Annotated in this window: 21 protein-coding genes; 15 read left to right on the top strand and 6 right to left on the bottom strand. The window is 63.8% G+C overall.

From position 1 onward, the window contains the following. Nucleotides 1-5: 5 nt before the first annotated feature. From AC57B6_RS16760 to AC57B6_RS16730, 7 genes are all read left to right on the top strand, one after another. Nucleotides 6-707: an alginate O-acetyltransferase AlgF gene (locus AC57B6_RS16760; RefSeq protein ID WP_496421744.1), complete on the top strand. Its 702-nt coding sequence runs from the start codon at nucleotides 6-8 to the stop codon at nucleotides 705-707. A 105-nt stretch (nucleotides 708-812) separates the two neighbouring features. Then, a complete protein-coding gene (locus AC57B6_RS16755; protein WP_496421743.1) occupies nucleotides 813-1,841 on the top strand; it encodes an alginate O-acetyltransferase AlgX-related protein in 1,029 nt (342 codons plus the stop codon). Continuing rightward, nucleotides 1,841-3,148 carry an alginate O-acetyltransferase AlgX-related protein gene (locus AC57B6_RS16750; protein ID WP_496421742.1) on the top strand — a complete coding sequence of 436 codons (1,308 nt, stop codon included), beginning with the start codon at nucleotides 1,841-1,843 and terminating at the stop codon, nucleotides 3,146-3,148. The genes AC57B6_RS16755 and AC57B6_RS16750 overlap by 1 nt, the downstream gene beginning before the upstream one ends. A gap of 5 nt (nucleotides 3,149-3,153) precedes the next feature. After that, nucleotides 3,154-4,839, top strand: a complete 1,686-nt coding sequence (locus tag AC57B6_RS16745; RefSeq protein WP_496421741.1) for an MBOAT family O-acyltransferase — start codon at nucleotides 3,154-3,156, stop codon at nucleotides 4,837-4,839. A gap of 33 nt (nucleotides 4,840-4,872) precedes the next feature. Then, entirely contained in the window at nucleotides 4,873-5,109 is a 237-nt protein-coding gene (locus tag AC57B6_RS16740; RefSeq protein ID WP_030103466.1) for an acyl carrier protein, read from the top strand. Nucleotides 5,110-5,116: 7 nt separating this feature from the next. After that, on the top strand, nucleotides 5,117-6,616 hold the full coding sequence (locus AC57B6_RS16735; RefSeq protein WP_496421740.1) for an AMP-binding protein: 1,500 nt from the start codon (nucleotides 5,117-5,119) through the stop codon (nucleotides 6,614-6,616). After that, nucleotides 6,609-7,517, top strand: a complete 909-nt coding sequence (locus AC57B6_RS16730) for an alpha-amylase family protein (protein WP_496421739.1) — start codon at nucleotides 6,609-6,611, stop codon at nucleotides 7,515-7,517. The genes AC57B6_RS16735 and AC57B6_RS16730 overlap by 8 nt, the downstream gene beginning before the upstream one ends. A gap of 49 nt (nucleotides 7,518-7,566) precedes the next feature. Here AC57B6_RS16730 and AC57B6_RS16725 read toward each other — a convergent pair whose 3' ends face one another. Then, nucleotides 7,567-8,193, bottom strand: coding sequence for a LysE/ArgO family amino acid transporter (locus tag AC57B6_RS16725; protein ID WP_030103469.1), 627 nt, complete (start codon nucleotides 8,191-8,193; stop codon nucleotides 7,567-7,569). Between the two features lie 97 nt (nucleotides 8,194-8,290). On the opposite strand from AC57B6_RS16725, the gene AC57B6_RS16720 reads away from it, so the two are divergent. Then, nucleotides 8,291-9,184 (top strand): LysR family transcriptional regulator ArgP, encoded by an 894-nt coding sequence (locus AC57B6_RS16720; protein ID WP_030103470.1) that lies wholly within the window; start codon nucleotides 8,291-8,293, stop codon nucleotides 9,182-9,184. Between the two features lie 67 nt (nucleotides 9,185-9,251). Here the strand turns inward: AC57B6_RS16720 and AC57B6_RS16715 are convergent, their stop codons facing one another. Further along, nucleotides 9,252-10,697, bottom strand: coding sequence for an NAD(P)/FAD-dependent oxidoreductase (locus tag AC57B6_RS16715; protein WP_496421738.1), 1,446 nt, complete (start codon nucleotides 10,695-10,697; stop codon nucleotides 9,252-9,254). Between the two features lie 155 nt (nucleotides 10,698-10,852). Here AC57B6_RS16715 and AC57B6_RS16710 point away from each other — a divergent pair, with 155 nt between their 5' ends. The 3 genes from AC57B6_RS16710 (at nucleotide 10,853) to AC57B6_RS16700 (ending at nucleotide 15,180) form a co-directional block, all read left to right on the top strand. Further along, the gene (locus tag AC57B6_RS16710) at nucleotides 10,853-11,836 is read left to right on the top strand and encodes a LysR family transcriptional regulator (RefSeq protein WP_035520682.1); all 984 of its coding nucleotides are present in this window, start codon (nucleotides 10,853-10,855) and stop codon (nucleotides 11,834-11,836) included. A 268-nt stretch (nucleotides 11,837-12,104) separates the two neighbouring features. Beyond that, on the top strand, nucleotides 12,105-13,721 hold the full coding sequence (locus tag AC57B6_RS16705) for a purine-cytosine permease family protein (RefSeq protein ID WP_496421737.1): 1,617 nt from the start codon (nucleotides 12,105-12,107) through the stop codon (nucleotides 13,719-13,721). 67 nt (nucleotides 13,722-13,788) lie between these two features. Continuing rightward, nucleotides 13,789-15,180, top strand: a complete 1,392-nt coding sequence (locus AC57B6_RS16700) for an NAD(P)/FAD-dependent oxidoreductase (protein ID WP_102857367.1) — start codon at nucleotides 13,789-13,791, stop codon at nucleotides 15,178-15,180. A 93-nt stretch (nucleotides 15,181-15,273) separates the two neighbouring features. Here AC57B6_RS16700 and AC57B6_RS16695 read toward each other — a convergent pair whose 3' ends face one another. Further along, nucleotides 15,274-15,645: a cupin domain-containing protein gene (locus AC57B6_RS16695; protein ID WP_030103475.1), complete on the bottom strand. Its 372-nt coding sequence runs from the start codon at nucleotides 15,643-15,645 to the stop codon at nucleotides 15,274-15,276. Between the two features lie 203 nt (nucleotides 15,646-15,848). Here AC57B6_RS16695 and AC57B6_RS16690 point away from each other — a divergent pair, with 203 nt between their 5' ends. Continuing rightward, nucleotides 15,849-17,297, top strand: a complete 1,449-nt coding sequence (locus AC57B6_RS16690) for an aldehyde dehydrogenase family protein (RefSeq protein ID WP_496421736.1) — start codon at nucleotides 15,849-15,851, stop codon at nucleotides 17,295-17,297. 90 nt (nucleotides 17,298-17,387) lie between these two features. Further along, the gene (locus AC57B6_RS16685) at nucleotides 17,388-17,846 is read left to right on the top strand and encodes a hypothetical protein (RefSeq protein WP_030103477.1); all 459 of its coding nucleotides are present in this window, start codon (nucleotides 17,388-17,390) and stop codon (nucleotides 17,844-17,846) included. 11 nt (nucleotides 17,847-17,857) lie between these two features. On the opposite strand, the gene AC57B6_RS16680 is transcribed toward AC57B6_RS16685, so the two are convergent. Together AC57B6_RS16680 and AC57B6_RS16675 are read right to left on the bottom strand one after the other, a co-directional pair. After that, nucleotides 17,858-19,234, bottom strand: a complete 1,377-nt coding sequence (locus tag AC57B6_RS16680; RefSeq protein WP_496421735.1) for an ATP-grasp domain-containing protein — start codon at nucleotides 19,232-19,234, stop codon at nucleotides 17,858-17,860. 172 nt (nucleotides 19,235-19,406) lie between these two features. Then, nucleotides 19,407-20,357 (bottom strand): LysR family transcriptional regulator, encoded by a 951-nt coding sequence (locus AC57B6_RS16675; RefSeq protein ID WP_030103479.1) that lies wholly within the window; start codon nucleotides 20,355-20,357, stop codon nucleotides 19,407-19,409. Nucleotides 20,358-20,475: 118 nt separating this feature from the next. Here AC57B6_RS16675 and AC57B6_RS16670 point away from each other — a divergent pair, with 118 nt between their 5' ends. Both AC57B6_RS16670 and AC57B6_RS16665 read left to right on the top strand, forming a co-directional pair. Next, nucleotides 20,476-21,648 (top strand): M20 aminoacylase family protein, encoded by a 1,173-nt coding sequence (locus tag AC57B6_RS16670; protein WP_474633937.1) that lies wholly within the window; start codon nucleotides 20,476-20,478, stop codon nucleotides 21,646-21,648. Between the two features lie 67 nt (nucleotides 21,649-21,715). Beyond that, a complete protein-coding gene (locus AC57B6_RS16665) occupies nucleotides 21,716-23,071 on the top strand; it encodes an MFS transporter (protein WP_496421734.1) in 1,356 nt (451 codons plus the stop codon). Between the two features lie 804 nt (nucleotides 23,072-23,875). On the opposite strand, the gene AC57B6_RS16660 is transcribed toward AC57B6_RS16665, so the two are convergent. Then, complete coding sequence (locus tag AC57B6_RS16660; protein WP_496421733.1) at nucleotides 23,876-24,166, bottom strand: integrase core domain-containing protein; 291 nt, start codon at nucleotides 24,164-24,166, stop codon at nucleotides 23,876-23,878. Between the last annotated feature and the right edge of the window lie 139 nt (nucleotides 24,167-24,305).

Genomic DNA, 24,305 nt, shown 5'->3' with positions numbered 1-24,305 from the left:
ATCAAATGAAAAAAAATAGCTTGGGGTATTCGAGGACGGCAGTTTTTCTGGCAGCGCTGCTGTCGGCCGGCGTGGCGCACGCGGCGGCGGACGACGTCGCGAGCCTGTATGGACCGCAACCGCCCGCCAACGCGTCGTATCTGCGCGTGTTGAACGCCTCGTCGCAGGCGGTGCGCGTCGCGCTCGCCGGCAGCGAAGCGCCGCAGACGCTGGCACCGGGCGCGGTCACGCGCTTCAGCGTGCTGACGCCGGGCACGCCGGCGCGTGTGACGGCCGACGGCAAGGCCGTCGCCGAGGCCACGGCTAATGCAGCAGCCGGCGCCGGCGACGCCGTCACCGTCGCGCTGCGTCATGACGCGAAGGGCTGGCATGCGACGCGGATCGTCGGCCGCTATGAACGCGTCGACGGTTTGAAGGCGACCTTGCGGGCGTTTAATTTCACGTCCGGTTGCAGCGCGAAGATCGGTGTGGACGGCAACGGCCCGACGGTGTTCGCGCAGGTGGCCGCGGGCGCGCAGGACGCGCGTGCCATCAATCCGGTCAGCGCGAAACTGGTGGGGCAATGCGGCGCGGCGGCCAGCGCGGCGCTGCCGCTGGCGGCGCTCGCGGCCGGCGACAGCTATAGCCTGTTCGTCACCGGCGATGCGGCCAAACCGGTCTTGAGCGGCGCGCGCGATGCGCTGGCGTGGCCGCCCGCCGCGAATTGATGGTCGCGAGATCGCGGGAGGTTCGTGGCGCGCTGTTTGCCTCCCGCTTTGCTTGGCGTTGCACCTGCATCACACGCTCCACATAAATCACGGGGACCCAACACAATGACCGATTCCAGCCGTTCGTTCATCCAGGCATCTGCCCAACCGGAACCGCTCAACGGCACGCGCCGCCGTTTGCTGCTCGCACTGGCCGCGGCGCCGCTTGGCGGCGCGCTGTCGCTGCTGCCGCGCCGTGCATCCGCCGCGGCATCGACCAGTGTGATCGAAGGCCGCAATCTGTGGCTCTATCCCGGTTGGGAGAGTCTCACCGACGACGCGACGCCCGCCTGTCTGAAAGCCGTCGATCTGATTCGTCAGGCGACGGACAAACTCTCGGCGCGCGGCATTCGCAGCGTGATCGTGATCGCACCGCTGAAAGCCCGTTCGTGCCCGGAGAATCTGCCGGACGGCACCGCATTATCCGCGGGTGTCGCGGGACGCTACGCCGCGATTCGCACGCATGCCCAATCGCTCGGCCTGCAGATCGTCGATGGTGACGCAGCCATTGCCGCGGTTGACCCGGCACAGGAAAAGTACATTCGCGCCGACTACCACTGGAGCGGCCATTCCGCCGAAGCGGTCGCGGCACGCGTCGCCAAACGGCTGGTCTCGGCCGGTCCGCTGAAGGGCGCGGCGGGGGCAGGAAGCAGGCTCGGCGCGTGGAATGAAGAAGTCCGCTATGGCGATCTTGCGGCCTTGTTGCCGCCGGAGCGCAAGAAGGCGGTCGGCAAGGATCACTTCATCGTGCGCACGGTGGTGGCGTCGCCGGGTCTCGTCGATAGCGGTCCGCCGGTCGTGCAGGTGGTCGGCAACAGCATGGTGCAGCCGTACCTCGGTTTTCCGCAGAAGCTCTCGAACGCGATCGATCGCCAGGTCGGCTTGACGTGGACCTTCGGCGACACCGGCCCGTGGAAGACGTTGCTCAACTATCTGGAGTCGCCCGAGTTCAAGGCCAATCCGCCGCAAGCGATCGTCTGGCAATTCAACGAAGGGCAGATGATGAATCTGCCGAGCGCAGCGGGCCAATGGGACGCGGCGTCGGTAATGGCCGACGGTGCGTTTCTCGCGCGCCTGAGCAAGGCTGTGGCCTGATGAGCGAGTCAGTCGGACGCCCGGCGGAACGCACGTCAAATCGCCCGGTGGCAGGCACGCCGGCGAGAGAGGGCGCCACCGCGCACGCTCAGGCGGGGACGGCGGCTCAACTCGCGCCGTCGCTCGCGCGCGCGCATCGGCGCATCGCGTGGCTGCTCGCGCTGCTGCTCGGTCTCGGTTGTGCTGGGGCAGTGACTTCGCTGGTCGTGCAGTCGCGCAACGGCGCGGCATTCGATCTGCATGGCTGGCGCGACGGCAGCCTCGGCCACAAACTCGATCGCGCAATCGACGTGCCGTACGCGCGCTCGCTGCACCGCTGGCAGGCGGCGGTGCGCTACCGCCTGTTCGGCGACCTCGGGCCGCAGGTGCGCGAGGGCTGCCCTGGCTGGCTGTTCTATGCGGACGGTTTGCGCGCGCCGGTGCAGGCGGGCCATGATCCCGTCGAACGCGCCGACGGTGGCGATGCGTTGACCGATGCGCGCATTGCCACGCTGCATCGTTACGCGGATGCACTGCGCGGCGCCGGAATTCAACTGGTGGTCGTGACGGTGCCCGACAAGGCGCGCGCGGAAAGCGAGGCGCTATGCGGGCTGCGCCAGGACGCGCGGATGACGCAGCGTCTGAACGTCTGGAACCGTGCGCTGACTGTGAGCCACGTCACGCACGTCGAATTGCTGCCGGCCCTGCAAGCCGCGCGTCCGGCGTTTTTCCGCACCGACGTGCACTGGAATGCGCAAGGCGCGCAAGCCGCCGCCCAGGTGGTCGGCGCGGCGGTGTTGCCCTTGCTCGGCACACCCGGAGAGACAAAATTCACGCATGCGACGGCGCAACCGGCGCCGCGGGTCGGCGATCTGCTGACGCTCGCCAACCTGAACGACGTGCCGGACGCCTGGCGGCCGGCGCCTGACGTCGTCGCGGAAGAGACCTTGCAGGCGCAACGCAGCGGCGGTCTGCTCGACGACGGTCCGGCAGCCGACGTGCTGCTTGCGGGCAGTTCGTTCTCGCGGCGCAGCGCGTTTGCCGAGCGCCTCGGCGAGCAGCTTGGCCGCGAAGTCTGGAACGTGAGTCTCGACGACGGCCAGTTCGACCGTGCGTTGCAGGCGATCTGGCGCGAGCGCGCCAACTGGCCGAAGAGTGTGCGCGTGGTGATCTGGGAAATGTCGGAAGACGCGCTGTCGATGCCGCTCGAGGGCGTAGCGCCGACGCCTGCCGCAGCGTTGGCTGCCACAGCAACGCCTGCCGCAGCAACGGCCGCCGACGCTGCGATGCCTGTCAACCCCGTTGCCGCACCGGCGAAGCAGGACTGAGCGCGATGCTATTCAATTCCTTTATCTTCCTCACGCTGTTCCTGCCGCCCGCGCTGGCCGGCTACTACCTGCTTGGCCAACGCATGCCACGTGCCGCGGCGGCGTGGCTGTGCGGTGCGTCGATCGTGTTCTACGGGTGGTGGAATCCGGCGTTCGTCGGCTTGCTGGTGGCGTCGATCGTGTTCAACTATGCGATGAGTTGTGCGATCGTCGCGGCACCCGCGCAGTCGGCACGGCGCCGCTGGCTGTTGGGTCTTGCGATTGCCGCCGATCTCGCACTGCTGGTGCGCTACAAATATCTGGCGACGCTGCTTACCGCGCTCGTGCACGCAAGCGGCGTGGCGCCCGCCGATTGGCTCGCGCACGGCATGCAGGACGTGATTCTGCCGCTCGGCGTGTCGTTCTTTACCTTCACTCAGATCGGCTATCTGCTCGACTGCAATGCGGGGATCGTCAAGGAGCGCGACCCGCTTGGCTACGTGCAATTCGTCACGTTCTTTCCGCATCTGATCGCGGGGCCGATCCTGCATCACAAGGAAATGATGACGCAGTTCGCGCAGCCGGCCACGTACAAGCTGCGCGCGGAGAATCTCTCGATTGGTGCGTTCGTGTTCACCATCGGTCTCGCGAAGAAGGTGCTGTTCGCCGACACCATCGCGCCGTTCGCCGACGCCGGATTTGCCGCGCCGCACGAATTGCAGTGGCTGGCGGCGTGGGGTACCTGCCTCGCCTATGCGCTGCAGCTTTACTTCGATTTCTCGGGCTACTCGGACATGGCCGTGGGCCTCGCGAAAATGTTCGGTGTGCGCTTTCCGTTGAACTTCAATTCGCCGTTCAAGGCGGCCAGCATCATCGATTTCTGGCAGCGCTGGCACATGACGCTCACGCGTTACCTCACGGCTTACCTGTATTACCCGATGGCGATGCGGATCAATCGCAGCCGTGCGCTGCGTGGCCTGCCGATCGGCCGTCTCGCGCAACGTTCGACGCGTGGCTTTCTGTCGACGGTCGCCGTGCCGACGTTCTACACGATGGCGCTGGCGGGCATCTGGCACGGCGCGGGCCTGCAGTATCTGATCTACGGCCTGCTGCATGCGTCGTATCTCACCGTGAATCACGCTTATCGCGCGTGGCGGGCAGCGGCTGCGCCGGCGGTCGGAGGCGCGGCAGCGGGGACGGCGGGGACAGCGGCGGGATCGGCACAGAAGACAGGATTGCCAGGAATCGCGGCGCCATTCGCGATGCGTTTCAAGGCGCGCGTTCGCCATGCCGGCAACGTGTTGCTGACCTTCGTGGCCGCGCTGGTCGCGTTTGCGTTTTTCCGCGCTCATGGCGTTGGCGATGCGCTCGCCTTACTGCAAGGCATGGCGGGGCTGCACGGCATCGAAGCGCTCGACTGGCCCGCATGGGGCACCGCAAACATCGGCGTTGGCGAGTGGCTGCATCTGGTCGCGGGCCGCTCGACGCTTGCCTTGCAGATCGCCGCGTTACTGGCGATTGTCTGGTGCACGCCGAATTCACATCAATTGATGGGCCGTTTCTCGCCGGCGCTCGAACGCGCGGCCGAGGACTTGCCCGCAGCGCTCACCTGGCGGCCGTCGCTGCGCTGGACGGTCGCGATGCTTGGGGTGCTCGTGTTCTGCGTCGCGCAGTTGCACGGCGAAGTGCGTTTTCTCTATTTCCAGTTCTGATTGCCGTAACGACCTTTGCACAAGGACAACACCATGACTCAAAACGAAACGCTGCATGCCGACGTAGCGGCGCTGGTCGAATCCGTCGTACTGCGCCTCGTGCGCGATGATGAGTTGCTGCTCGAAACGGGGCTGGTCGATTCGGTGCTGGCCGTCGAAATCGTGATGGGCGTCGAGATGCAATTCGGCGTGCGCATTCCGCCCACCGAGATCGCCGAGCATCTGGCATCCGTGAATGCGCTGAGCGCGTTCATTGCCGCCAATCGCTAGGCGCATCATGCGATTCGATCTGGGCACAAGCCGCTTTGTCGATACCGATGTGCGCGCCGACGCGTGGGCGGTGATCGGCGCCGATCGCGCGCTGCGCTGGCACGAGTTGGCGGAGCAGGCGCACGCATGGGCCGCGCAGGCACGCGCGTATGGTTTCGCCGCGGATGTGCCGGTGCTCGTGCGCGGCCACAAGGAAGCGGGATTCTTTGTGGCGATGACGGGGGCGTTGCTGCTCGGCGCGCCGTTCGTGCCGGTCGACACGATCTACCCGGATGAACGGATGCGGCGCATCGCGAGCACGCTCGGCGCGCGGACTTACTTCGACGCGCAGGCTGGCCGCTTCGTGAGTTTGAATGGGCAGGGCGCGGAATCGGTTGCTTCGGCATCGGCGGCACCATCGGCACCCGTCTTGCAGGAGAAAAATCTCGCCTACGTGCTGTTCACCTCCGGCACGACCGGCGAGCCGAAGGGCGTCCAGATCGGCCGCGAAAGCGTGGCCGCGCTGGCGGACTGGATGGCGGCCGACTTCGAGCTCGGCGTTGCGCCGGTGTTTCTGAACCAGGCGCCGTTCAGCTTCGATCTGTCGATGTACGAAGTGTTCGGCACGCTCGCGCTCGGCGGCACCGTGGTTCTCGCTTCGCGCGCACTGACCGCGCAGGGCGCGGCCTTGCTTGCCAGCCTCGCACGGCACGGCGTGACGACCTGGGTGTCGACACCGTCGTTCGCGCAGCAGCAGTTGCTCAATCCGCAGTTCTCTCAGGAGGGCTTGCCGGCACTCGCCACCTTCCTGTTCTGCGGCGAAGTGCTGCCGGTCGCGCTCGCGCGGCAGCTTCGCCAGCGGTTTCCGGCCGCACGGATCATCAATACCTACGGACCGACCGAAGCGACCGTGGCGACCACCTGGATCGTCGTCGACGATGCGGTGCTGGCCCATCACGCGCGCCTGCCGATTGGCCGCGCCAAGCGCGACGCCGAGGTGTTCGTCGATGACGGCGAGTTGTGCATTGCCGGCGTGCACGTGATGCGCGGCTATCTGAATCGCGCGGACCTGAACGCGGCGCGCATGTTCACCCGTCACGGCGAACGGGCGTTTCGCACCGGCGATCTGGGCGCGGTCGATGCGGACGGCCTGCTGTTTTGCCACGGGCGTATCGACGATCAGATCAAGATGGGCGGTTACCGGATCGAGTTGATGGAGATCGATGCGGGCCTGCGGGCGCTGCCTGGCGCCGCGAGTGCCGCCGCTGTGCCGCTGCGGCGCCCGGATGGCTCGGTCGCGCGGATCGTCGCGTTCGTGGCGACCGGCAGCGACGACGGCCGCCTGCCCGATGCGCTGCATGACTGGAAGGCGCTGCTGGCCGCGCGCCTGCCGTCGTATATGATCCCGTCAGAATTGCTCGCGTGCCGGAGCTTGCCGGTATCGGTCAACTTCAAGATCGACCGCGCGCAACTCGCTCAGGATTATCGTGACATTCATCTCAAGGCACAGCGGCAGCACAATGGGTAATTTGCATGAAATTCCGAGTCAGGCCGGCGAGCCGGTCTCGCCGCGCCGCCGTGCACTGCTCGCCGCGGGCGCCAACGTGGCGCTCTCGGCGCTGCTGTACGGCTGCTCGGCGCCGGGTTCGGCCGACGCCGCCGCGTTGGCGCAAGGCGTGGTCTGGCAACTCGACGAAGATCATGTCAATCCGCATGGCGACTGGAATCGTCTCGGCGTGACGGATCTGCTGGTGCAATGGACCGCGGTGGACGATATCTCGTTTCTGCCCGGCACCACGATGCAAACGGCCCAGCGTCTGCCGGACTGGACGCGGATCGGCGGTGAGCCGTGGGCGCGCAATGTGATCGTCGGTCTCGCCGGACGCTTCGACGAAACCACGGCCCGCGCGCAAGCGGCGCAACTGGTCGAGCAATCGAAGCAGTTGGCCGCGGTGCGGCCGGCAGTGCACATCGACGGTTACTATTTTCCGGTTGAAGTCGATCCGACCTGGAAGGATGCCGTCACGCTCGCGCCTTTACTCGACAAGCTGCCGCGGCCGCTGTGGATCAGTGTCTACGACAACTCGAATATCGGCGGTCGGGCACTGGCGGCGTGGCTGGACGGCTGGTTGCCGAAGGATGTCGGCGTGTTTCTGCAGGACGGCTGCGGTGTTTATGCACGCGGTCCGGCGGCTGCGCGTGAGTATGCGGACGCGCTGGCCGCGCGGCTCGGCAAGGACCGTGTGCGGATCATCGCCGAGGCATTTCGTCCGGCACAAAACGGTGCGTTCCGCGCCGCGACGGCCGCGGAACTGTCGCCGCAATTGCTGGCGTATCGCGGTTACCGGACCTATCTGTTCGACGGACCGCATTATGTGTCGGACCAGCTCGTGCAGGATCTGCTGGGTATGCAGCAGGCGCAGAAGTAGGGCCCTGGCCCGGCCGGCTCGCAAAAGCCAGGCATCTGCCGGCCCGGAGTTAACGCAACTGCGTCACCGCCAGCAGCAGCACCATGCTGCCGATCGCGCCATCCAGCACGCGCCACGCCGTAGCCCGCCGAAACAGCGGCGCGAGCGCACGCGCACCGTAACCCAGACCGATAAACCAGACCCCGCTCACCGCCATCGCGCCGAGAGCGAACGCCACCCGCGCGCCGTCCGGTTCGCGCGCGCCCGCCGTGCCGATCAGCAGGAAGGTGTCGAGATATACGTGCGGATTGAGCCACGTGAAGGCCAGCGTCATCAGAATGATCGGCATTGCGCGCTGGCTTGGCGCCGTTCCCGCCGCGCTGCCCGCGTTGGCGTCCAGCACCGCGTGGCCGGGCCGCACCGCGCGGCGCAGCGCGTTGATGCCGAACCATGCCAGATAGGCGAGCCCGACATACAGCATGGTGTGGACGAAGACCGGATAGCGTTCCACCAGCACCGATGCGCCGCCGACACCGGCGCCGATCAGAATGAAGTCCGACAGCGCGCACAGCGCGACGATCTTGCCGACGTGCGAGCGCATGATGCCCTGACGCAGCACAAAGGCGTTTTGTGCGCCAATCGTCACGATCAGTGACGCGCATAGCGCGGCGCCATGGGAAAAAGACAGCCAGTTCATAGTCAATCCAGTAGACGGGGGAAGCGAACGAAGCTAGTCTGCGGGTTTGCTGCTCGTAAGAGAAGCTAATTTAGTTAATGCCGATTAAGGAACGCTAATGCTCGACTATGCGTTGCTCGATGCGCTGGCCGCCGTGGTGCGGCACGGTTCGTTCGACCGCGCCGCCAGCGAACTGAATGTCACGCCGTCAGCAGTCTCGCAACGGGTCAAACTGCTGGAGGAGCGGGTGGGGAGCGTGCTGGTGAAGCGCGGCCAGCCGTGCGTTGCCACCACCTCGGGGGCACTGCTGTGTCGCCATACCGAACGCGTGCTGTTGCTGGAAGCGGAACTCGCCGGCCGGCTGCCGGCGCTGCCCGGCGCGCTGGTCGAACCGTGGCCGGCGCTACGGGTGGCAGTCAACGACGACAGTGTGGGCACCTGGTTTATCGACGCGGTGGCGCAATTTTGCGTCGAACGGGAGATGCTGCTCGATCTGGTGGTCGACGACCAGGACCACACCGCGCAGCGAATCCGCGATGGCAGCGTGCAAGGCGCGGTCACCACGCAGGCCGAACCGGTGCAGGGCTGCCGCTCGACTCGTCTCGGACGGATGCGCTATCTGGCGGTCTGCTCACCGGCGTTTCGCGCGCGCCATTTTGCCGATGGCGTCACGCGCGAGTCGCTGCGGCGCGCGCCGTGTGTGGATTTCAATCCGAAGGATCAGTTGCAGAAGCGCTTCATGCGCCGCATCACGCGGGCGGACCTGGACCCGCCCTTGCACTGGATTCCGCACGTGGCCGGTTTTCTGCGAGCTTGCGTGACGGGGCTCGGCTGGGGCATGTGCCCGGAACGGATGATCGCGCCGCATCTGGCGAGCGGCGAGCTGGTGGACATAGCGCCCGGCAAGCATATCGACGTCGATCTCTACTGGCAGAGCTGGCGCCTGTCGATCGGCTGGCTCGACGATTTCAGCGCGGTGCTGCGCAAGCGGGCGGCCGAGTTTCTCGATTGAGTTTGAGCGGCACGCGGGCGGCGTTTTCCGAAAGACGCCGCCCGCGCTGGCCGAAATGCGCCGGCCTTCAATGCAAGCGGATCACCGGATGCACGCGGCGGCGCAACCAGTGGCTTGCCGAATCGAGCGCCATGCGTGCGAAACCGGTCAAGGTCATCACGTGGCGGCGATAGATCAGCTTGTAGACGACCGTCGCCAGCCAACCGTCGACGAACACCGGTTGCGTCAGCAAGCTGTTGCTCAGGCTGCCGATCGTGCCTTCGCGGCCGAAACCAACCAGGGTGCCGGCGTCGCGATAGGCGAACTCCGGCAAGGGCTCACCCGCGATCCTGCACTTCAGCGTGCGTGCCAGAAACAGCGCCTGCTGGTGCGCGACCTGAGCGCGCGGCGCCAGGAACGCATCCGCATTGCTTGAAGAAGGGCAGGCCGCACAGTCGCCGAGTCCGAAGATGTTGGCGTCGTTCGTGCATTGCAGCGTACGGTTCACCTGCACCTGGGCGTTGCGATTCACCGCGATGCCGTCCAGCGTGCGCAATACAGGCGGCCCTGCAATGCCGGCGGTCCAGATCGCGATGTCGCTGGCGAGCGGTGCGCCTTGATCCGTCAGCACGGCGTCGGCGCGTACTTCGGTGACGCGCGTTGAGCTCAACACGTCCACTCCAAGTGTGCCGAGCATTTTTTGCGCACGCGTCGAAATCGTTTCGGACAGTGCGGGTAACACGCGCTCGCTGCTTTCGATCAGACGAATACGGAAGTCGCGCACCGGGTCGAGTGAAAACGGGCTATAGCGGTTCAACAGACGCACCGTATCGCGTACCGCGGCGGCGAGTTCAACGCCGGTTGCGCCGGCGCCGATGATATTGATCGACACCGGCGTGTCCGCCTGAGCGGTCCGCGCGCGGCGCGCGTGGTTCGCCCGGAGGCAGGCGTCGAGCAGCTTGCGGCGAAACGCTTCCGCATGGGCGACCGACTCGAGCGGCAACGCGTGTTCAGCCGCGCCGGGCACGCCGAAATATTGCGTGACGCTGCCCATCGCCAGCACCAGCGTATCGAATGCCAACTGCCGTGAGGGCAGGATTTCGCGGCCGTCGGCGTCGTGCAGCGCGTTCAGCGTGATGTGCCGGTTGGCCCGATCGAGCGCGGCGAGTTCGCCCTGTTCGAATTCGAAGCCGTGCCGCTGCGCCTGCACAGCATATTGCAGTTGATGCGTAGCCGGATCGATCTGGCCCGACGCGGCTTCATGCAGCAAGGGCTTCCAGAAATGCGTTGGCCAGCGATCCACCAGCACGACCTGAGCGAGACCGGCGCGCCCGAGGGTCTCCGACAACCGCGTGGCAAGCCCAAGACCGCCGACTCCGCCGCCGACGATCACGACGCGATGCGCCGCTGCCGGCGTTGCGTGCGACGCTTCCTGCGCGTGCTGAATGGGTTGCTGAATGGGTTGCGTAATAGGTTGTCTAGTGGGCTGCGTACATTGCGCGTCAGAGGTTGTTCGCTGATCGATTCCGGCCATGATCCTGATCCTCCTGAAGTTGTCTATGCACAGCCGATGAAAGTGCTGGCGGGCTATACCCGGAATTCATCGGTCTGATCTGTCGGGGTCAGTATAGAATCGGCGGAAACCGCAGCACAATTTAATGTTTATACAGAACATATAGGTTTTCACTTATGTTAAAAGCCGCCACGTTCCGTCAATTGAAAGCGTTGCATACGGTCGCGAAACTCGGCAGTGTGTCGCGTGCGGCCGAGGAACTGAAGCTCACGCAACCGGCGGTGTCGCTGCAGGTGCGTCTGCTCGAAGAGGCGGCCGGGGCGCCGCTATTGCAGCGGGTGGGCCGTGGCGTGCAGTTGACCGCGGCGGGCGAAATCCTCGCGCGCTATGCGCTGGAAATTCTCGACCTGTGGAACGGCGCGGCGGACGATCTTGCCGCGTTGCACGGCGAGCAGGGCGGCACGCTGCGCATCGGCGCGATCACCACCGCCGAATATCTGATCCCGCCGTTTCTGGTGCGCTTCACTGAATTGCGCCCGCAGGTGAAGGTGCAGTTCAAGGTGGGCAATCGCGCCGATATCATCCGCATGCTCGCCACCCATGAGATCGATCTTGCGGTGATGGGCAGCGCGCCGCGCGAATTGCGCACGGTGGCGACGGCTTTCGCGAAGCATCCCATGGCGTTTGTCGCCTCGCCCGGCCATGCGCTGATGAAGAAAAAACGCCTGTCGCTGGACGATCTGCAAACCGCGAATCTGTTTGTGCGCGAACGCGGTTCGGGTACGCGCTCGACCGTCGAGAATCTGTTTCGGCTCGCCGGGCACAAGCTGCATATCGGCTCCGAGCTCTCGAGCAACGAGGCGATCAAGCAACTGGTCGAAGCGGGTCTCGGCATTGCGTTTCTGTCGCTGCACGCGTGTTCGCTGGAATTTCAGGCCGGTTTGCTGGCCTTGCTGCCTTTGCCTGCCAATCCGATCGAACGCGACTGGTATGTGATGCATGTGTCCGATAAACGCCTGCCGCACGTCGCCGGACTGTTCCGCGATTTTCTGCTCGAGCACGGCATGTCCGGCGCGGTACCGGTGCCGCTGCCCACCGTCGCCGCAGCGAAGCGGCGCCGTCAGGGTCGGGAAGCGGGGCGCGCGGCAGATCCGGTCTGAGGCGCGGATTCTCACGATTCGCTTCGACGTTTGCGCGCTATCAGGCCCGAAGCATGTCCTCACGCGGCCCTTCGTTACCGCGCAGCGCCTTATTTGACAGGGATTTCGGGTTACATCGCCCGGGATCGAAGTAAAGGTTGGGCGGCCGATATTTTTGCCCACGCCGATTGTCTTTACAGTGACGTCCAGACATCTGAAAAAAGTGGACGCCACCTCCGCGTGGCGAGCCATCGTGATTGAGACCTGGCCGTTACAGGAGTTGGAGACAATGAGCAGCAACAGCATCACCCAAGTCGAAACATTCGGTTTTGAGCGCATTCCCGACCGCTCGCGCTATGCGCGGCCGATCGATCTGTTCCGCTTGCTGTTCGGCGGGTGCAATACTTTTTCCACGTCGGTGCTCGGCAGCTTTCCGGTGCTGCTTGGTTTGTCGTTCAAGGCGGGCGTTTATTCGATCGTGCTCGGTGTGCTGATCGGTTCATGCATACTCGCGCCGATGGGCCTGTTCGGTCCGCGCAACGGCACGAGCGATCCGGTTTCTTCCGGCGCGCATTTCGGTATTCATGGCCGGATCGTCGGCTCCTTTCTGGCGGTGCTGACCGCGGTCGCTTTCTTCTCGCTGGCCGTATGGAGTTCGGGCGACGCGCTGGTGGGCGGCGCGAATCATCTGCTCGGCCTGCCGGTCAACTGGATGACGCTGAGCTTCGCGTACGGTCTGTTCGCGGTGCTGGTGCTGACCGTCTGCGTGTACGGCTTTCGCTTCATGCTGTGGGTCAACAAGATCGCCGTATGGGCGGCGAGCCTGCTGTTCGTGGTCGGCATCGTGGCATTTGCCGGGCCGTTCAATAGCGCGTACGCCGGCAAGGTTGCGCTCGGCTCGGTGGGTTTCTGGCCGGCCTTCGTGAGCGCCGTGCTGGTTGCGATGAGCAATCCGGTCTCGTTTGCCTGCACGCTCGGCGACTGGGCTCGCTATATTCCTGAAAACACGCCGAAGAAGCGCACGATTCTCGCGGTGTTGCTCGCGCAACTGGCCACCTTCGTCCCGTTCTTTTTCGGGCTCGCCACGGCGACGATCATCGCCGGCAAGGCGCCGGAATTCATCGCATCGAATAATTATGTGGGCGGCTTGCTGGCCATCTCGCCCAACTGGTTCTTTCTGCCGGTGTGCCTGATTGCGATCATTGGCGGGATGTCGACGGGCACTACGGCGCTGTATGGCACCGGGCTCGATATGTCGAGCATGTTCCCGAAGTTTCTGAACCGCGTGCGCGCCACGCTGCTGATCGGCAGCCTCGCCATCGGCTTTATTTTCCTTGGCCGCTTCGCGTTCAATCTGGTCGAAAGCGTGTCGACGTTCTCGGTGCTGATCAATGTCTGCAGTTGCCCGTGGATGGTGATCATGATCATCGGCTTCGTGACGCGGCGCGGCTTCTATCTGTCCGACGATCTGCAGGTGTTCAATCGCGGTGGCCGCGGCGGTCACTACTGGTTCACGCATGGCTGGAACTGGCGCGCGATGGGTGCGTGGATTCCGAGCGCGGTGATCGGCCTGTGTTTCGTCAATCTGCCGGATCAGTTCGTGGGTCCGCTCGGACAACTCGCCGATGGTCTCGACATCAGCATGCCGGTTTCGCTGACGCTTGCCTGCGCGCTGTATATCGCGTTGCTACAGTGCTTTCCTGAACCGGATGGCGTGTACGGGCCACTGGGCCGCCGCTGGTTGCGTAACGGTTCGCAACGCAACGTGACTGTGCATCCGGTGGTGCCGGCGACTAAGCTCAAGGCGGGTGGGGCGCGAATCACGCCGCAAATGAAGGATCAAGCGGAGCAGCGCACCGCGCGACGCGAACGCGAGGAAGCACTGGACATGCAGGACGCGGGTTGAATCGTCCGCACCGAAACGACAGTTACGCGGTAAATGCAATGGTATTCAAGTTGAGTAGGCAAACAAGATGAGCGAGTCAGTAAAGCGCGCGTTTGAAGGGGTAAAGCTGTTTCCGTTCTGGTTGGACAATCCGCGCGCGCCGGCTGTCGAACGGGAACTGATCGGTCCGACGTCCGCGGATCTGGTGGTGGTCGGCGGGGGTTTTACCGGGTTATGGGCGGCGATTCAGGCGAAAGAAGCGGACCCGTCGCTCGACGTCGTGCTGGTCGAAGCGGGTAAAGTGGCCTACGGCGCATCGGGCCGTCCGGGCGGGATCATTTCCACGTCCGTGATGCATGGTCTGCCGAATGCGACCCGGGTGTTTCCGCAAGACCTCGACGTGCTGGAAAAGCTGGGTCAGGAGAATCTCGATGGCTTCAAGGAATCGTTGACGCGTTACGGCATTGAAGCGGACGTCGAATGGAATGGCGAGATGACGGTCGCGGTCGACCCGGGCCACCTCGATCATCTGAAGGGCGACTACGAGTTGCACCTGTCCCACGGGCACGACGTGGTGCTGCTCGACAGCAAAGGCGCCAGAGAACAACTCGATTCGCCGCTGTTCGCGGGCGCAATGTGGTCGCGTAATCGCAGCGGCACGATTCATCCGGCCAAGCTCGCTTGGGGTTTGAAAGCGGCTGCGTTGAAGCTCGGTGTGCGTTTGCACGAGCACTCGCCGATCACACGCCTGGAAGATCTCGGCGCAACGATGATCGTGCATACGCAGGCGGGGCGCATCGAAACCCCGCGTGTGCTGCTCGGCACCGGCACGGCGGACGTGGGCGTGACCGACATCAAGCGCCGCGTGATGCAGGTGCGCGATCACATCATCGCGACCGCGCCGCTGAGCGACGAGCAGATGGCACGGATTGGCTGGAACAATCGCCAGGGCATTTACGACACGCGTACGCAGCTCAATTATTTCCGGCTCACCAAAGACAACCGGATCATCTTCGGCGGCCGCGTGAGCTATCACTTCGGCGGCGATCCGAATCCGGCCGCTGATCGTGACGAAAGCACCTACTACAAGCTCGCCGAGGCGTTCTATCGCACCTTCCCGCAATTGCACGACGTACGCTTTACCCACGCATGGGGCGGCCCGATCGACTACTGCTCGCGGGGCGCCGTGTTCGCGCGCCGCTATCACGGCGGCAAGAGCGTGTTCGTCGCGGGCTACACGGGCTTCGGCGTGGCGGGCAGCCGATTCGGTGCGAAGATGGGCCTCGATATGCTGTGGAATCGCGATACCGTGATCACGTCGCTGGATATTTCGCGCAAAGGGCCGTCGTATATTCCGCCTGAACCGCTGCGCTGGATCGCCGCGAAGATCACCTTCAACGCCTTCGACGGCGCCGACGATCGCGGCGGCTGGCGGCGTCTGTGGATCAATTCGATCAAGGCGCTGGGTTTTCCGATGTAGCGGCGGCGTTTTTTATTCGTTGCCGCCGGAATAAAAAAACCGCACCTTAACGGGTGCGGTTCCTGTTGCAGCAACGGTGTGAAGCAGTATGAATCAACCGCAGTACACGATGCTGTACTTCTTGGTCGCCACCGGCATATGCCACGTGCCCGAGAAGCCCTTGTGCAGGATGAAGGCGTCGCCGGCGGCATAGCGGTCGCTGCGGCCGTCGTCGCTGGTGATCACGACTTCGCCTTCGATCAGCACGCAGACTTCGTGGATCGGCAGGTCGGCCAGCTTCAGCGTGCCCGCATCGCATTGCCATACGCCGGCGGACAGCATGTTGGTCGCGTCGGAGAAGGCGTTGAGGGCGTGCGGCGCCTTGGCGCCTTCCAGAATGACGTCGGCGGGATCGTGCAGGGCCGGGTTCAGTCCGGAAGCGCCGGGGCCTTTAGCGTCGATGCGGGTGAAAGTGATGGTGCTCATTGTCTCTCCTGGTTGATCGGATTCGAGGGGGATTCGATGAAGAAATCGAAGCAGACCGGAGTCTGAGCCAAAGCTGCGTAGCGATGAATTTCGATTTGAAGACATTCAGATTGAGCGGCGTCGATGTAAACCTTCGATACCGCTACGGGCGCGATCCGCGGCCCACGATCTGACCTGACACAATCCATGTAAAGGACTAAGCCATGCAAGCGCAATTCCAACATGCCCGGCAGTTTTATATCGACGGCCAATGGGTCGACCCGTTAAACGCAGCCGGCGCGGCCACGCTCGACGTGATCGATCCGTCCACGGCCACGCCGTTCGCGCAGATTTCGCTCGGCAGCGCGGCCGATGTCGAGCGTGCGGTAGCCGCTGCGAAGCGTGCTTTTCCGGCTTATAGCGAGACGACGATCGCGCAGCGAATCGATCTGCTGCAGGCGATCCTCGACGTCTACCGCAAGCGCTACGACGACATGGTGCATGCGATCAGCCGCGAGATGGGCGCACCGCTGCAATACGCGAACGACGCGCAGGCGTGGACCGGCGTCGCGCATCTCGAGACGATGATTCGCACGCTCGACACGTTCGAATTCGAATACGTGAAGAGCAGCATTCTGATCCGCAAGGAAGCCGTCGGCGTGTGCGGGCTGATTACGCCGTGGAACTGGCCGGCGCTGCAGATCGCCACCAAGGTGGTGCCCGCACTCGCGGCCGGTTGCACGATGGTGCTCAAGCCTTCGGAACTGGCGCCGCTGTCCGGCATTATCTTCGCCGAGATTCTCGACGAAGCGGGCGTGCCGGCCGGCGTGTTCAACCTCGTGAACGGCGAGGGCGCGACGGTGGGCGAGGCGATGTCGCGTCATCCGGATATCGACATGATGTCGTTTACCGGTTCAACGCGGGCGGGCGTGCTGGTCGCGAAGGCCGCGGCGGATACGGTCAAGCGCGTGCATCAGGAACTGGGCGGCAAATCGGCCAACCTGATTCTTGAAGATGCCGATCTGAAACACGCGGTGATGCGCGGTGCCCGTGCGTGTTTTGACAACAGCGGCCAGTCGTGCGACGCGCCTACCCGCATGTTCGTGCCGCGCGCTCGCCTTGCCGAGGCGCTCACCTACGCGAAGGAAGCGGCTGACGCGCTGGTCGTCGGCCCTGCGGATGCGCAGGGTGTGGATCTTGGACCTGTCATCAGCGAGCAGCAGTTCGACAAGATCCAGCGGCTGATCGGCGTGGGCATCGAAGAGGGCGCAACATTGGTGGCCGGTGGCCTCGGGCGCCCTGAAGGCCTGAAAGACGGCTACTTCGTACGCCCGACGGTGTTCGGCAATGTCACGCCGAACATGACGATCGCGCGCGAGGAGATTTTCGGGCCGGTGCTGTCGATCCTCGGCTACGACTCCGAAGACGAAGCGGTCGCGATGGCCAACGACAGTCTCTACGGTCTCGCGGGCTATGTGCAATCCGCGTCGATCGAGCATGCGTATGCGGTGGCGAAACGCCTGCGTACCGGCACGATCTATCTGAACTACGCGGACTACAGTCCCGATGCGCCGTTCGGCGGCTTCAAGCAATCGGGCAACGGCCGCGAGTATGGCGAGTTCGGTCTCGAGGACTTCCTGGAGATCAAGGGCGTGGTCGGCTACGCGAGTTGAGGCCGCTTGCCGATGGCGGTTCCGAACCTGTAGGCGCCGCTTGAGGGCGTCTATAATCCTCACCGGAATTCGCCATCGGATCTTCAACCCGTGAAAACAACGATCGTTATTGCGCTTGCCGCGCTCGCCCTCAGTGGCTGTATGTCCGCCGAGAAAGAGCAGGCGCAGGAGCGCGACTTCACCCGCTCCGAGAACCTGCTCGATGCCGCGCAGCGTAACGCTGCCATTGCGTGCGCGGATCAGGCGCAGTGCGACAAGGCCTGGTCGCTCACGAAGGACTACGTGGCGAAGCACTCTTATACCTCGATCGTCCGCGCGGACGCGGTGGCGATCGAGACCGACGTGCCGGGCCGCTCGGGCAAGGCCGTCTATTCGGCTACGCGAGTGGCCAAGGGCAGCGGCGCGACCATCACGCTGTATGCGCAGTGCCGTGACATGTATGGTCCGGATCGCGCGATGGGCTCCGATTACGACGACTGCGTGAAGCAGATCGGTCCGACGCAGAACGGCTTTGTGCCGTATCTGCGCCAGCATCTGTCGAGTCAGTAACGGACCTATCTTCAGACCGGCGTGCGGCGCGTCATCATTCGTTCGAACGCGTCGACGATGCGTTGCACGTAGGGATTCTTGTGCGCGAGCACGCCGCTCGCGCGCTCGAAGTGCGCCAGCATGGTCGCGTTCGCTTCGAAGACCAGCACCTGTCCGCTTGGCAGCAAGGTGAAGTCGATCCCGCCGTAGTCGAGATCGAGCTGCCTGCCGATTGCCTTGATGGCATGCATCGCACGTTCGCCAAGCGCGGCATGCGGATCGTCCAGAAACCGCCGCTCTTCCTCCAGCTTCCACGCATGCTGCTCCATGTCGGCGGAGTAGTAGTGGACCATCCAGTGCGATGAAATCGCCAGATGGTAGGGAAACGGCTCCCGATCGACAAAAATGATCCTGTATTTGCGGTAGAAGCCGTCGGTGCTGCGATAGTCGCGAAACGCCGTCAGATAGGAAACCCCGGCTTGTGTCGAGCACCATGCTTCGAGCGCTGCGGGGTTCTCGCATAGCACCAGTCCGTCGCCACCATGCGTAGCGGCGGGGCGCGCCAGAACCGGATAGTCGAGGCCACCCGCCGCCAGCAGCGCGCCAAGCGCGGCGCTTGAGACCGGGGCGGCATCGCTCTGCACACACGGCGCCACCTGTACGTCCGGCAAGCCGTTGAGCAGGCTCGCGCTCAGGTGCCGTTGAGTTCGAGCGACAAGCGCGGGCGGATTAAGCATGGGCCGCGCACAGCGCGAGACGAAGCGCGCGAGCCGGCCGGAGAGCGGGGCGGCGATATCCGCATCGCCAATCGCGTTGAATACGAGATCGTAGGGCGGCAAAAGATTGTCTTCTTCGTCGGCGGCGTAGTCGATCGCGTACTTGATGCGGCACCAGTCCACGCCAGACAGCAAGGCATCGAATGGCACATTGCCGGCGGTGCGCGCCGCGCAGAGGAGCAGCACGCGACGCTGTTCCGTACCGCTTCCTTCGACAAAGACGCGCTGGATCCGGCAGGCACGTTCCCGGTATCCGGCGGCTTCATCCACCCGTCCTGCGTTTGCAAGGACGGCAGCCAGATTCTGGCAGGCAGTCGCGACTTGCGGATCGAGTGTCAGAACCAGGCGGTACCAGTATTGCGCGATCGCGTGATCGCCTTTCATGAAGTATCCGGTTGCCACGTCGCAGAGATTCGCGGCGCTGGCGTCGGGTGCCGAGCCGGCGTAGGCGTCCAGCGTGTGGGCGGCGATCAGATGCGCAAGCGCGCCCAGTTCGTCGCCGTCGCCGCGCCGGATTTCGGCGAGGGCTCGGTGGCGGGCTGGATCGAGCGGGGCGCTTTCGCCAACGTGCCCGGCTGACGCGCCCGGAGACGGTGCTTGGCGGACAGCTTCGTGGTGGGCGTTCTGGGTCACGGTCGGTCGGGATAGCAGCAGGCGACGTGCCGCCGCGCCTTCGAAGCATAGCGGGCGTGGCTGCGATTCGGCTTACAGCGCCGCGTGCCTGTAACGCCGCCAGGGGGCCCATGCCACGCCACGCTATCCCTCGCTATCCCAGGTCGTTTGCCTAAGCCATCCGCTCGCGCCCCTACAGCAGCAACTCGATCGAATGAAACAGCCGGCGCATCTCGGGGTCTTGCGAGCGGGCACCTTCGTCGATGACTTCGCGCAGACAGTCGAGAAAACAGGCAGCCGCCGGACTGGTCGGTGCCCCGCGCCGCGACGTGATGCTGACGATGGTTTCATCCACGGTTTCGCGCAAGGGCAGCGCCCACAGGTTTTCCTTCGCGATGAGCACCTCGACGAGCGGCCACGGGAAGATGCTGACCATGTCCGTTTGCGCGAGCAGACCAAGCACGACCGAGAGCGAATGCGCGAGGTGGATCGTGTGCGGCACCTTCATGCCGCGCTTGCGAAACAGGTTGTCCGAGATCGATTCGCGGCTTGCCGGGTCCCAGTTCAGCACCCATTCGGCGTCTTCGAGTTCGAGCAGCGTGCGGCAACCCGCCTTTGGATGATCGCGCCGCGCGCACACCGCCGAATGCGTTGAGAACAGCGGGACGTTGTGAAACTCCGATTGCGGCGATGCGGGCGGCGGACGACCGATCGAGAAGTCGAGGCTGCCGTCGCGCAGACGCGGTTGCACGACGCCCAGCAGCCCCTCGAAAAATTCCAGTTGAACTTCCGGCATGTGCTGCCGGAACCGCTGCACCGCATGCGGCAGAAACGTCAACGCCACCCACGGCGTGACGCCGATCGACAGTTTGCCGGCCGCCGCGCCGCGCAGCGCTTCGATCTCCGCTTCCGCGCGTTGCAACTGACCGAGCACCAGTCGGGCATGCACGACCAGCGCGCGGCCGAATTCCGTAAACGCGACGCCGCTCGCTCCGCGCAGCAAAAGGGGCGCTTGCAGGTCGGCCTCCAGTTCGCGCATGGCCTTGGTCACGGCGGCGGGCGACAGATCGAGTGAACGCGCGGCGGCCCGGATACTGCCGGTATCCGCGATGGCCGCCAAGGTGCTGAGCTGATGGAGTTTCATCTGGAAAACCCGTAGGAGGGTGGCAACTGCTGGTTGCCGCCGTAACGATTTTACGCCTGCCGCCAGTAAATCGGCGTCGTTATGCTTGGTGCACGCTTTCATAGACGGAGACGACATCGTGAACACCATGGCCATTCCGGCGGGCATCGCCGAACTCGAAGACGAAATGATCGCGCTGCGCCGCCGCATCCACGCGCAGCCCGAACTGGCTTACGAAGAGTTCGCCACCGGCGATCTGGTCGCCGAGCGCTTGCAGGAATGGGGTTACACCGTGCATCGCGGGCTGGGTCAAACCGGCGTTGTCGGGCAACTGAAAGTTGGCAGCGGTACCCGCAGACTCGGCCTGCGCGCCGACATGGACGCGTTGCCGATCCACGAAACCACCGGCCTGCCTTATGCGAGCACGGTGCCCGGCAAGATGCACGCGTGCGGCCACGACGGCCACACGGCGATCCTGCTGGCGGCTGCCAAGCACTTCGCGCAGGAAAAGAATTTCGACGGCACGTTGAACCTGATTTTCCAGCCTGCTGAAGAAGGTCAGGCCGGCGCTAAAAAAATGCTCGAAGACGGCCTGTTCGACAAGTTTCCGTGCGACGCGGTGTTCGCGATGCACAACATGCCGGGCTTTCCGACGGGCAAGTTCGGTTTCCTGCCGGGCTCGTTCATGGCCTCGTCGGACACGGTGATCATTACGGTGACCGGCCGCGGCGGTCATGGCGCGGTACCGCATAAGGCTGTCGACCCGGTGGTGGTGTGCGCGCAGATCGTGCTGGCGTTGCAGTCGATCGTGTCGCGCAACGTTGCGCCGCTCGACATGGCGATCATCACGGTCGGGGCGATTCATGCTGGCGAAGCGCCGAACGTGATTCCTGAAACCGCCGAGATGCGCCTGTCCGTGCGCGCGCTTCGCCCCGAGGTCCGCGACCTGTTGCAGGAGCGCATTACGGCAGTCGCCTGCGGGCAGGCGGCGGTGTTCGGCGCGCGGGCGCACGTGGACTATCAGCGCCGTTATCCGGTGCTCGTCAACGATGCACAGATGACCGGCCTCGCACGGCAGGTCGCGCTCGACTGGCTCGGCGAAGACGGGTTGATCACCGAGATGCAACCGCTGACCGGCAGTGAGGATTTCGCGTTCCTGCTGGAGCGTTGCCCCGGCAGCTACCTGATCATCGGCAATGGCGACGGCGAGGGTGGCTGCATGGTGCACAACCCGGGCTATGACTTCAACGACGCTTGCCTCGCTACCGGCGCGGCTTACTGGGTGCGGCTTGCGCAGACCTTCCTCGTCTGAGGCGGGTTGGATATTTGCCAAAGCGGCCGTAGAGCCGTGCATCGGCAGGTGCTACATGGAGACACAGATGGACTATTCCGCTACACCGCAGCCCGCAGGCACTGAAGCGTTGAATCTCGCTGGCGCGCCGGCCGCGCAGCCTGTTGAACGCGCGAGCCAGGCCAAAGCGATTGCCGCGATTACGCTTGGCAACGGCCTCGAATTTTTCGATTTCACGATCTACAGCTTCTTCGCGACGATCATCGGCAAGCTGTATTTCCCGGTGGAGGGGCAGCTTGCGCAACTGATGCTGGCGGTCGGCACTTTCGGCGTCGGCTTCATCATGCGGCCGGTGGGCGGCATCGTGCTCGGCGGGTATGCCGACCGCGCCGGACGCAAGGCCGCGATGAGTCTCACGCTTTGGCTGATGACGCTCGGCTCGGCGATCATCGCGTTTGCGCCGACATACGCGATGATCGGCGTTGCCGCGCCGTTATTGGTGATCCTGGCGCGCCTGATTCAGGGGTTCGCGTTGGGCGGCGAAGTCGGTGCGTCGACCTCATTGCTGCTTGAATATGGCAGCGACAAGACGCGCGGATTCTACGGAAGCTGGCAATTCGTGAGTCAGGGGTTGAATACCGTATGCGGTTCGCTGCTGGGCGTGGCGCTGGCGGCGGCGCTGTCCAAGGCCGCGCTGGAGAGCTGGGGCTGGCGGGTGCCGTTCGTGATCGGCATGGCGATGGGGCCGATTGGTATTTATATCCGACGGCATCTGAACGAAACGTTGCCGGGTGTGGAAGACGGCACCGGTTCGGTGGCCGAGGCGCCTGACGCGCAACCGGTTCGCAAGCTGTTTCGCGAGCATTCGCGCGTGATTACGACGGGTGTGTTGACGACGATCGGTGGCACGGCGGCGAACTACATCGTGCTGTTTTATCTGTCTACCTATGCGATTCAGATTTTGAAATTGCCGATGTCGTCGGCGCTGTGGGCTGCGTGGACTGCGGCGATCGTCACGGTGATCTGTTCGCCGTTTGCGGGGGCGTTGTCGGATCGGGTTGGGCGTAAGCGTGTTTTGTGGATTTCGCGGGTGTTGTTGATTGTGGCTGTGTATCCGGCTTTTTTGATTATTAATGCTTCGCCGACGGTGCCGGTTTTGTTGTCTGTTGTTGCGGTGCTGGCGGTGTTTGTGGCTTTTACTGCGGTGCCTAATATCGTCATGTTGCCCGAGTTGTTTCCGCGCGCGATTCGCGCTACTGGCATGTCGATTGTTTATTGTTTAGGGGTGTCGATTTTTGGTGGGTTTGCGCAGTTTTTTGCTACCTGGCTGATTCAGATGACGGGGAGCCATCTGGCTCCGGCGTGGTATTTGATCGGGTGTGGGGTGGTGTCGTTGTTGCCGTTGCCGTTTATGCGGGAGACGGCTGGGAAGGCTATCGATTAAAGGTTAGGCTGCGCGGGCTGAGGGTTTTGGAGTTGGGTTTTTGCCTGCCCGGCAGGGGGCCTTCGCGGCGCTTTTCGTTGTTGGTCTGACTCTTTGGCCTTTGCTTGCTTTGTTAGTGGTCCGTTCTGTTGTTGGTCTTTTGGCCTTTCCTTGTTGTGTTAGTGGTCTATTAGCGTTGCCCCTGTGCGGGGCGGCACCTACTTTTCTTTGCCGGCCGCAAAGAAAAGTAGGCAAAAGAAAGCGGCTCAAACCGCTAGTTCTTAAGCGGGTCCCCCGCACAGTTACGGTAGTGGTGCATCTGGAATCTGTGTCCTCGCACATTCGGCGCTGGTGACAAGGGCGTCATACCTCCGGCGGCGCTGCGCGCGCCGATACCCGGTTCATAAAACCGCTCCCAGGTTTTTGCTCCCCCGATTTACCCAGTTCCTGACTCGTCGCTGCCTCACGGCTGCAAGCGCCACCGCGGCAGCGATCGCAAAGCAAGAGCAAAAGCGACGTACTACCATCTCATTTGAAGTGGGTTGGCCAATCAGAGCGGGGGCATCTCGCCGAGGCGAAGCCGATGGCTCCCGCTGCGCGAATTAACCCCACTGGTTTCCCTGGCAGACCCGTCCGCGACGCACGCAGTGCGGAGTGGGAGCTGATGAGCGCTTTGTCGCTAACGCGGAGTGTGCGGAGGCACGGATTCCAGATGCACCACTACCGTGGCTGAGCGGGGGACCCGCTTATGAGCTAGCGGGGTGAGCCGCTTTCTTTTGCCTACTTTTCTTTGCGGCAGGCAAAGAAAAGTAGGTGCTGTGGTGGTCAAGTAATCCTGGACACTTTTTCCGCTTTCCACTTTTTCTGCATGGTGACTTCGTATTCGGCGGGCGGCATGTTGCCGGCCGCCGAATGCAGCCGCTGCTGGTTGTAGAACGTCAGGATGTAATCAGTGACATCCGTCTTTGCTTCGAGATAGCTCCGGTACGGACGCAGCCTGACCCGCTCGGTCTTCAGGCTGCGGAAGAAACGTTCTACTACCGCGTTATCCCAGCAGTTGCCCTTACGACTCATGCTCTGCGTGATCCCGTTCTGGCTGAGGAAGTATCGGAACACATGGCTGGTGTACTGACATGTATTAGCCTGGACTCGATCTGACAGGTAGTCGGGAAACGAAGTAACGAAGCCGATCAGTGAGGGATCAGTTTCTCCCTGGCAAGATCAAGGGAGTCGAGAAACGTACGCATGGGCGTCT

This window comes from Paraburkholderia sp. BGA-UO-ETr-F12 (assembly GCF_059567945.1).
Note: the sequence above shows the minus strand (reverse complement) of the source record. Positions and strands in the feature narration are given on the sequence as shown.

What these genes read in the sequence shown, in the direction of transcription:
- AC57B6_RS16720 (WP_030103470.1), top strand. Translation starts at nt 8,291, where the DNA reads ATGCTCGACTATGCGTTGCTCGATGCGCTGGCCGCCGTGGTGCGGCAC.
- AC57B6_RS16695 (WP_030103475.1), bottom strand. Translation starts at nt 15,645, where the DNA reads ATGAGCACCATCACTTTCACCCGCATCGACGCTAAAGGCCCCGGCGCT.
- AC57B6_RS16715 (WP_496421738.1), bottom strand. Translation starts at nt 10,697, where the DNA reads ATGGCCGGAATCGATCAGCGAACAACCTCTGACGCGCAATGTACGCAG.
- AC57B6_RS16700 (WP_102857367.1), top strand. Translation starts at nt 13,789, where the DNA reads ATGAGCGAGTCAGTAAAGCGCGCGTTTGAAGGGGTAAAGCTGTTTCCG.
- AC57B6_RS16730 (WP_496421739.1), top strand. Translation starts at nt 6,609, where the DNA reads ATGGGTAATTTGCATGAAATTCCGAGTCAGGCCGGCGAGCCGGTCTCG.
- AC57B6_RS16735 (WP_496421740.1), top strand. Translation starts at nt 5,117, where the DNA reads ATGCGATTCGATCTGGGCACAAGCCGCTTTGTCGATACCGATGTGCGC.
- AC57B6_RS16725 (WP_030103469.1), bottom strand. Translation starts at nt 8,193, where the DNA reads ATGAACTGGCTGTCTTTTTCCCATGGCGCCGCGCTATGCGCGTCACTG.
- AC57B6_RS16705 (WP_496421737.1), top strand. Translation starts at nt 12,105, where the DNA reads ATGAGCAGCAACAGCATCACCCAAGTCGAAACATTCGGTTTTGAGCGC.
- AC57B6_RS16750 (WP_496421742.1), top strand. Translation starts at nt 1,841, where the DNA reads ATGAGCGAGTCAGTCGGACGCCCGGCGGAACGCACGTCAAATCGCCCG.
- AC57B6_RS16740 (WP_030103466.1), top strand. Translation starts at nt 4,873, where the DNA reads ATGACTCAAAACGAAACGCTGCATGCCGACGTAGCGGCGCTGGTCGAA.
- AC57B6_RS16710 (WP_035520682.1), top strand. Translation starts at nt 10,853, where the DNA reads ATGTTAAAAGCCGCCACGTTCCGTCAATTGAAAGCGTTGCATACGGTC.
- AC57B6_RS16760 (WP_496421744.1), top strand. Translation starts at nt 6, where the DNA reads ATGAAAAAAAATAGCTTGGGGTATTCGAGGACGGCAGTTTTTCTGGCA.
- AC57B6_RS16755 (WP_496421743.1), top strand. Translation starts at nt 813, where the DNA reads ATGACCGATTCCAGCCGTTCGTTCATCCAGGCATCTGCCCAACCGGAA.
- AC57B6_RS16675 (WP_030103479.1), bottom strand. Translation starts at nt 20,357, where the DNA reads ATGAAACTCCATCAGCTCAGCACCTTGGCGGCCATCGCGGATACCGGC.
- AC57B6_RS16745 (WP_496421741.1), top strand. Translation starts at nt 3,154, where the DNA reads ATGCTATTCAATTCCTTTATCTTCCTCACGCTGTTCCTGCCGCCCGCG.
- AC57B6_RS16665 (WP_496421734.1), top strand. Translation starts at nt 21,716, where the DNA reads ATGGACTATTCCGCTACACCGCAGCCCGCAGGCACTGAAGCGTTGAAT.
- AC57B6_RS16690 (WP_496421736.1), top strand. Translation starts at nt 15,849, where the DNA reads ATGCAAGCGCAATTCCAACATGCCCGGCAGTTTTATATCGACGGCCAA.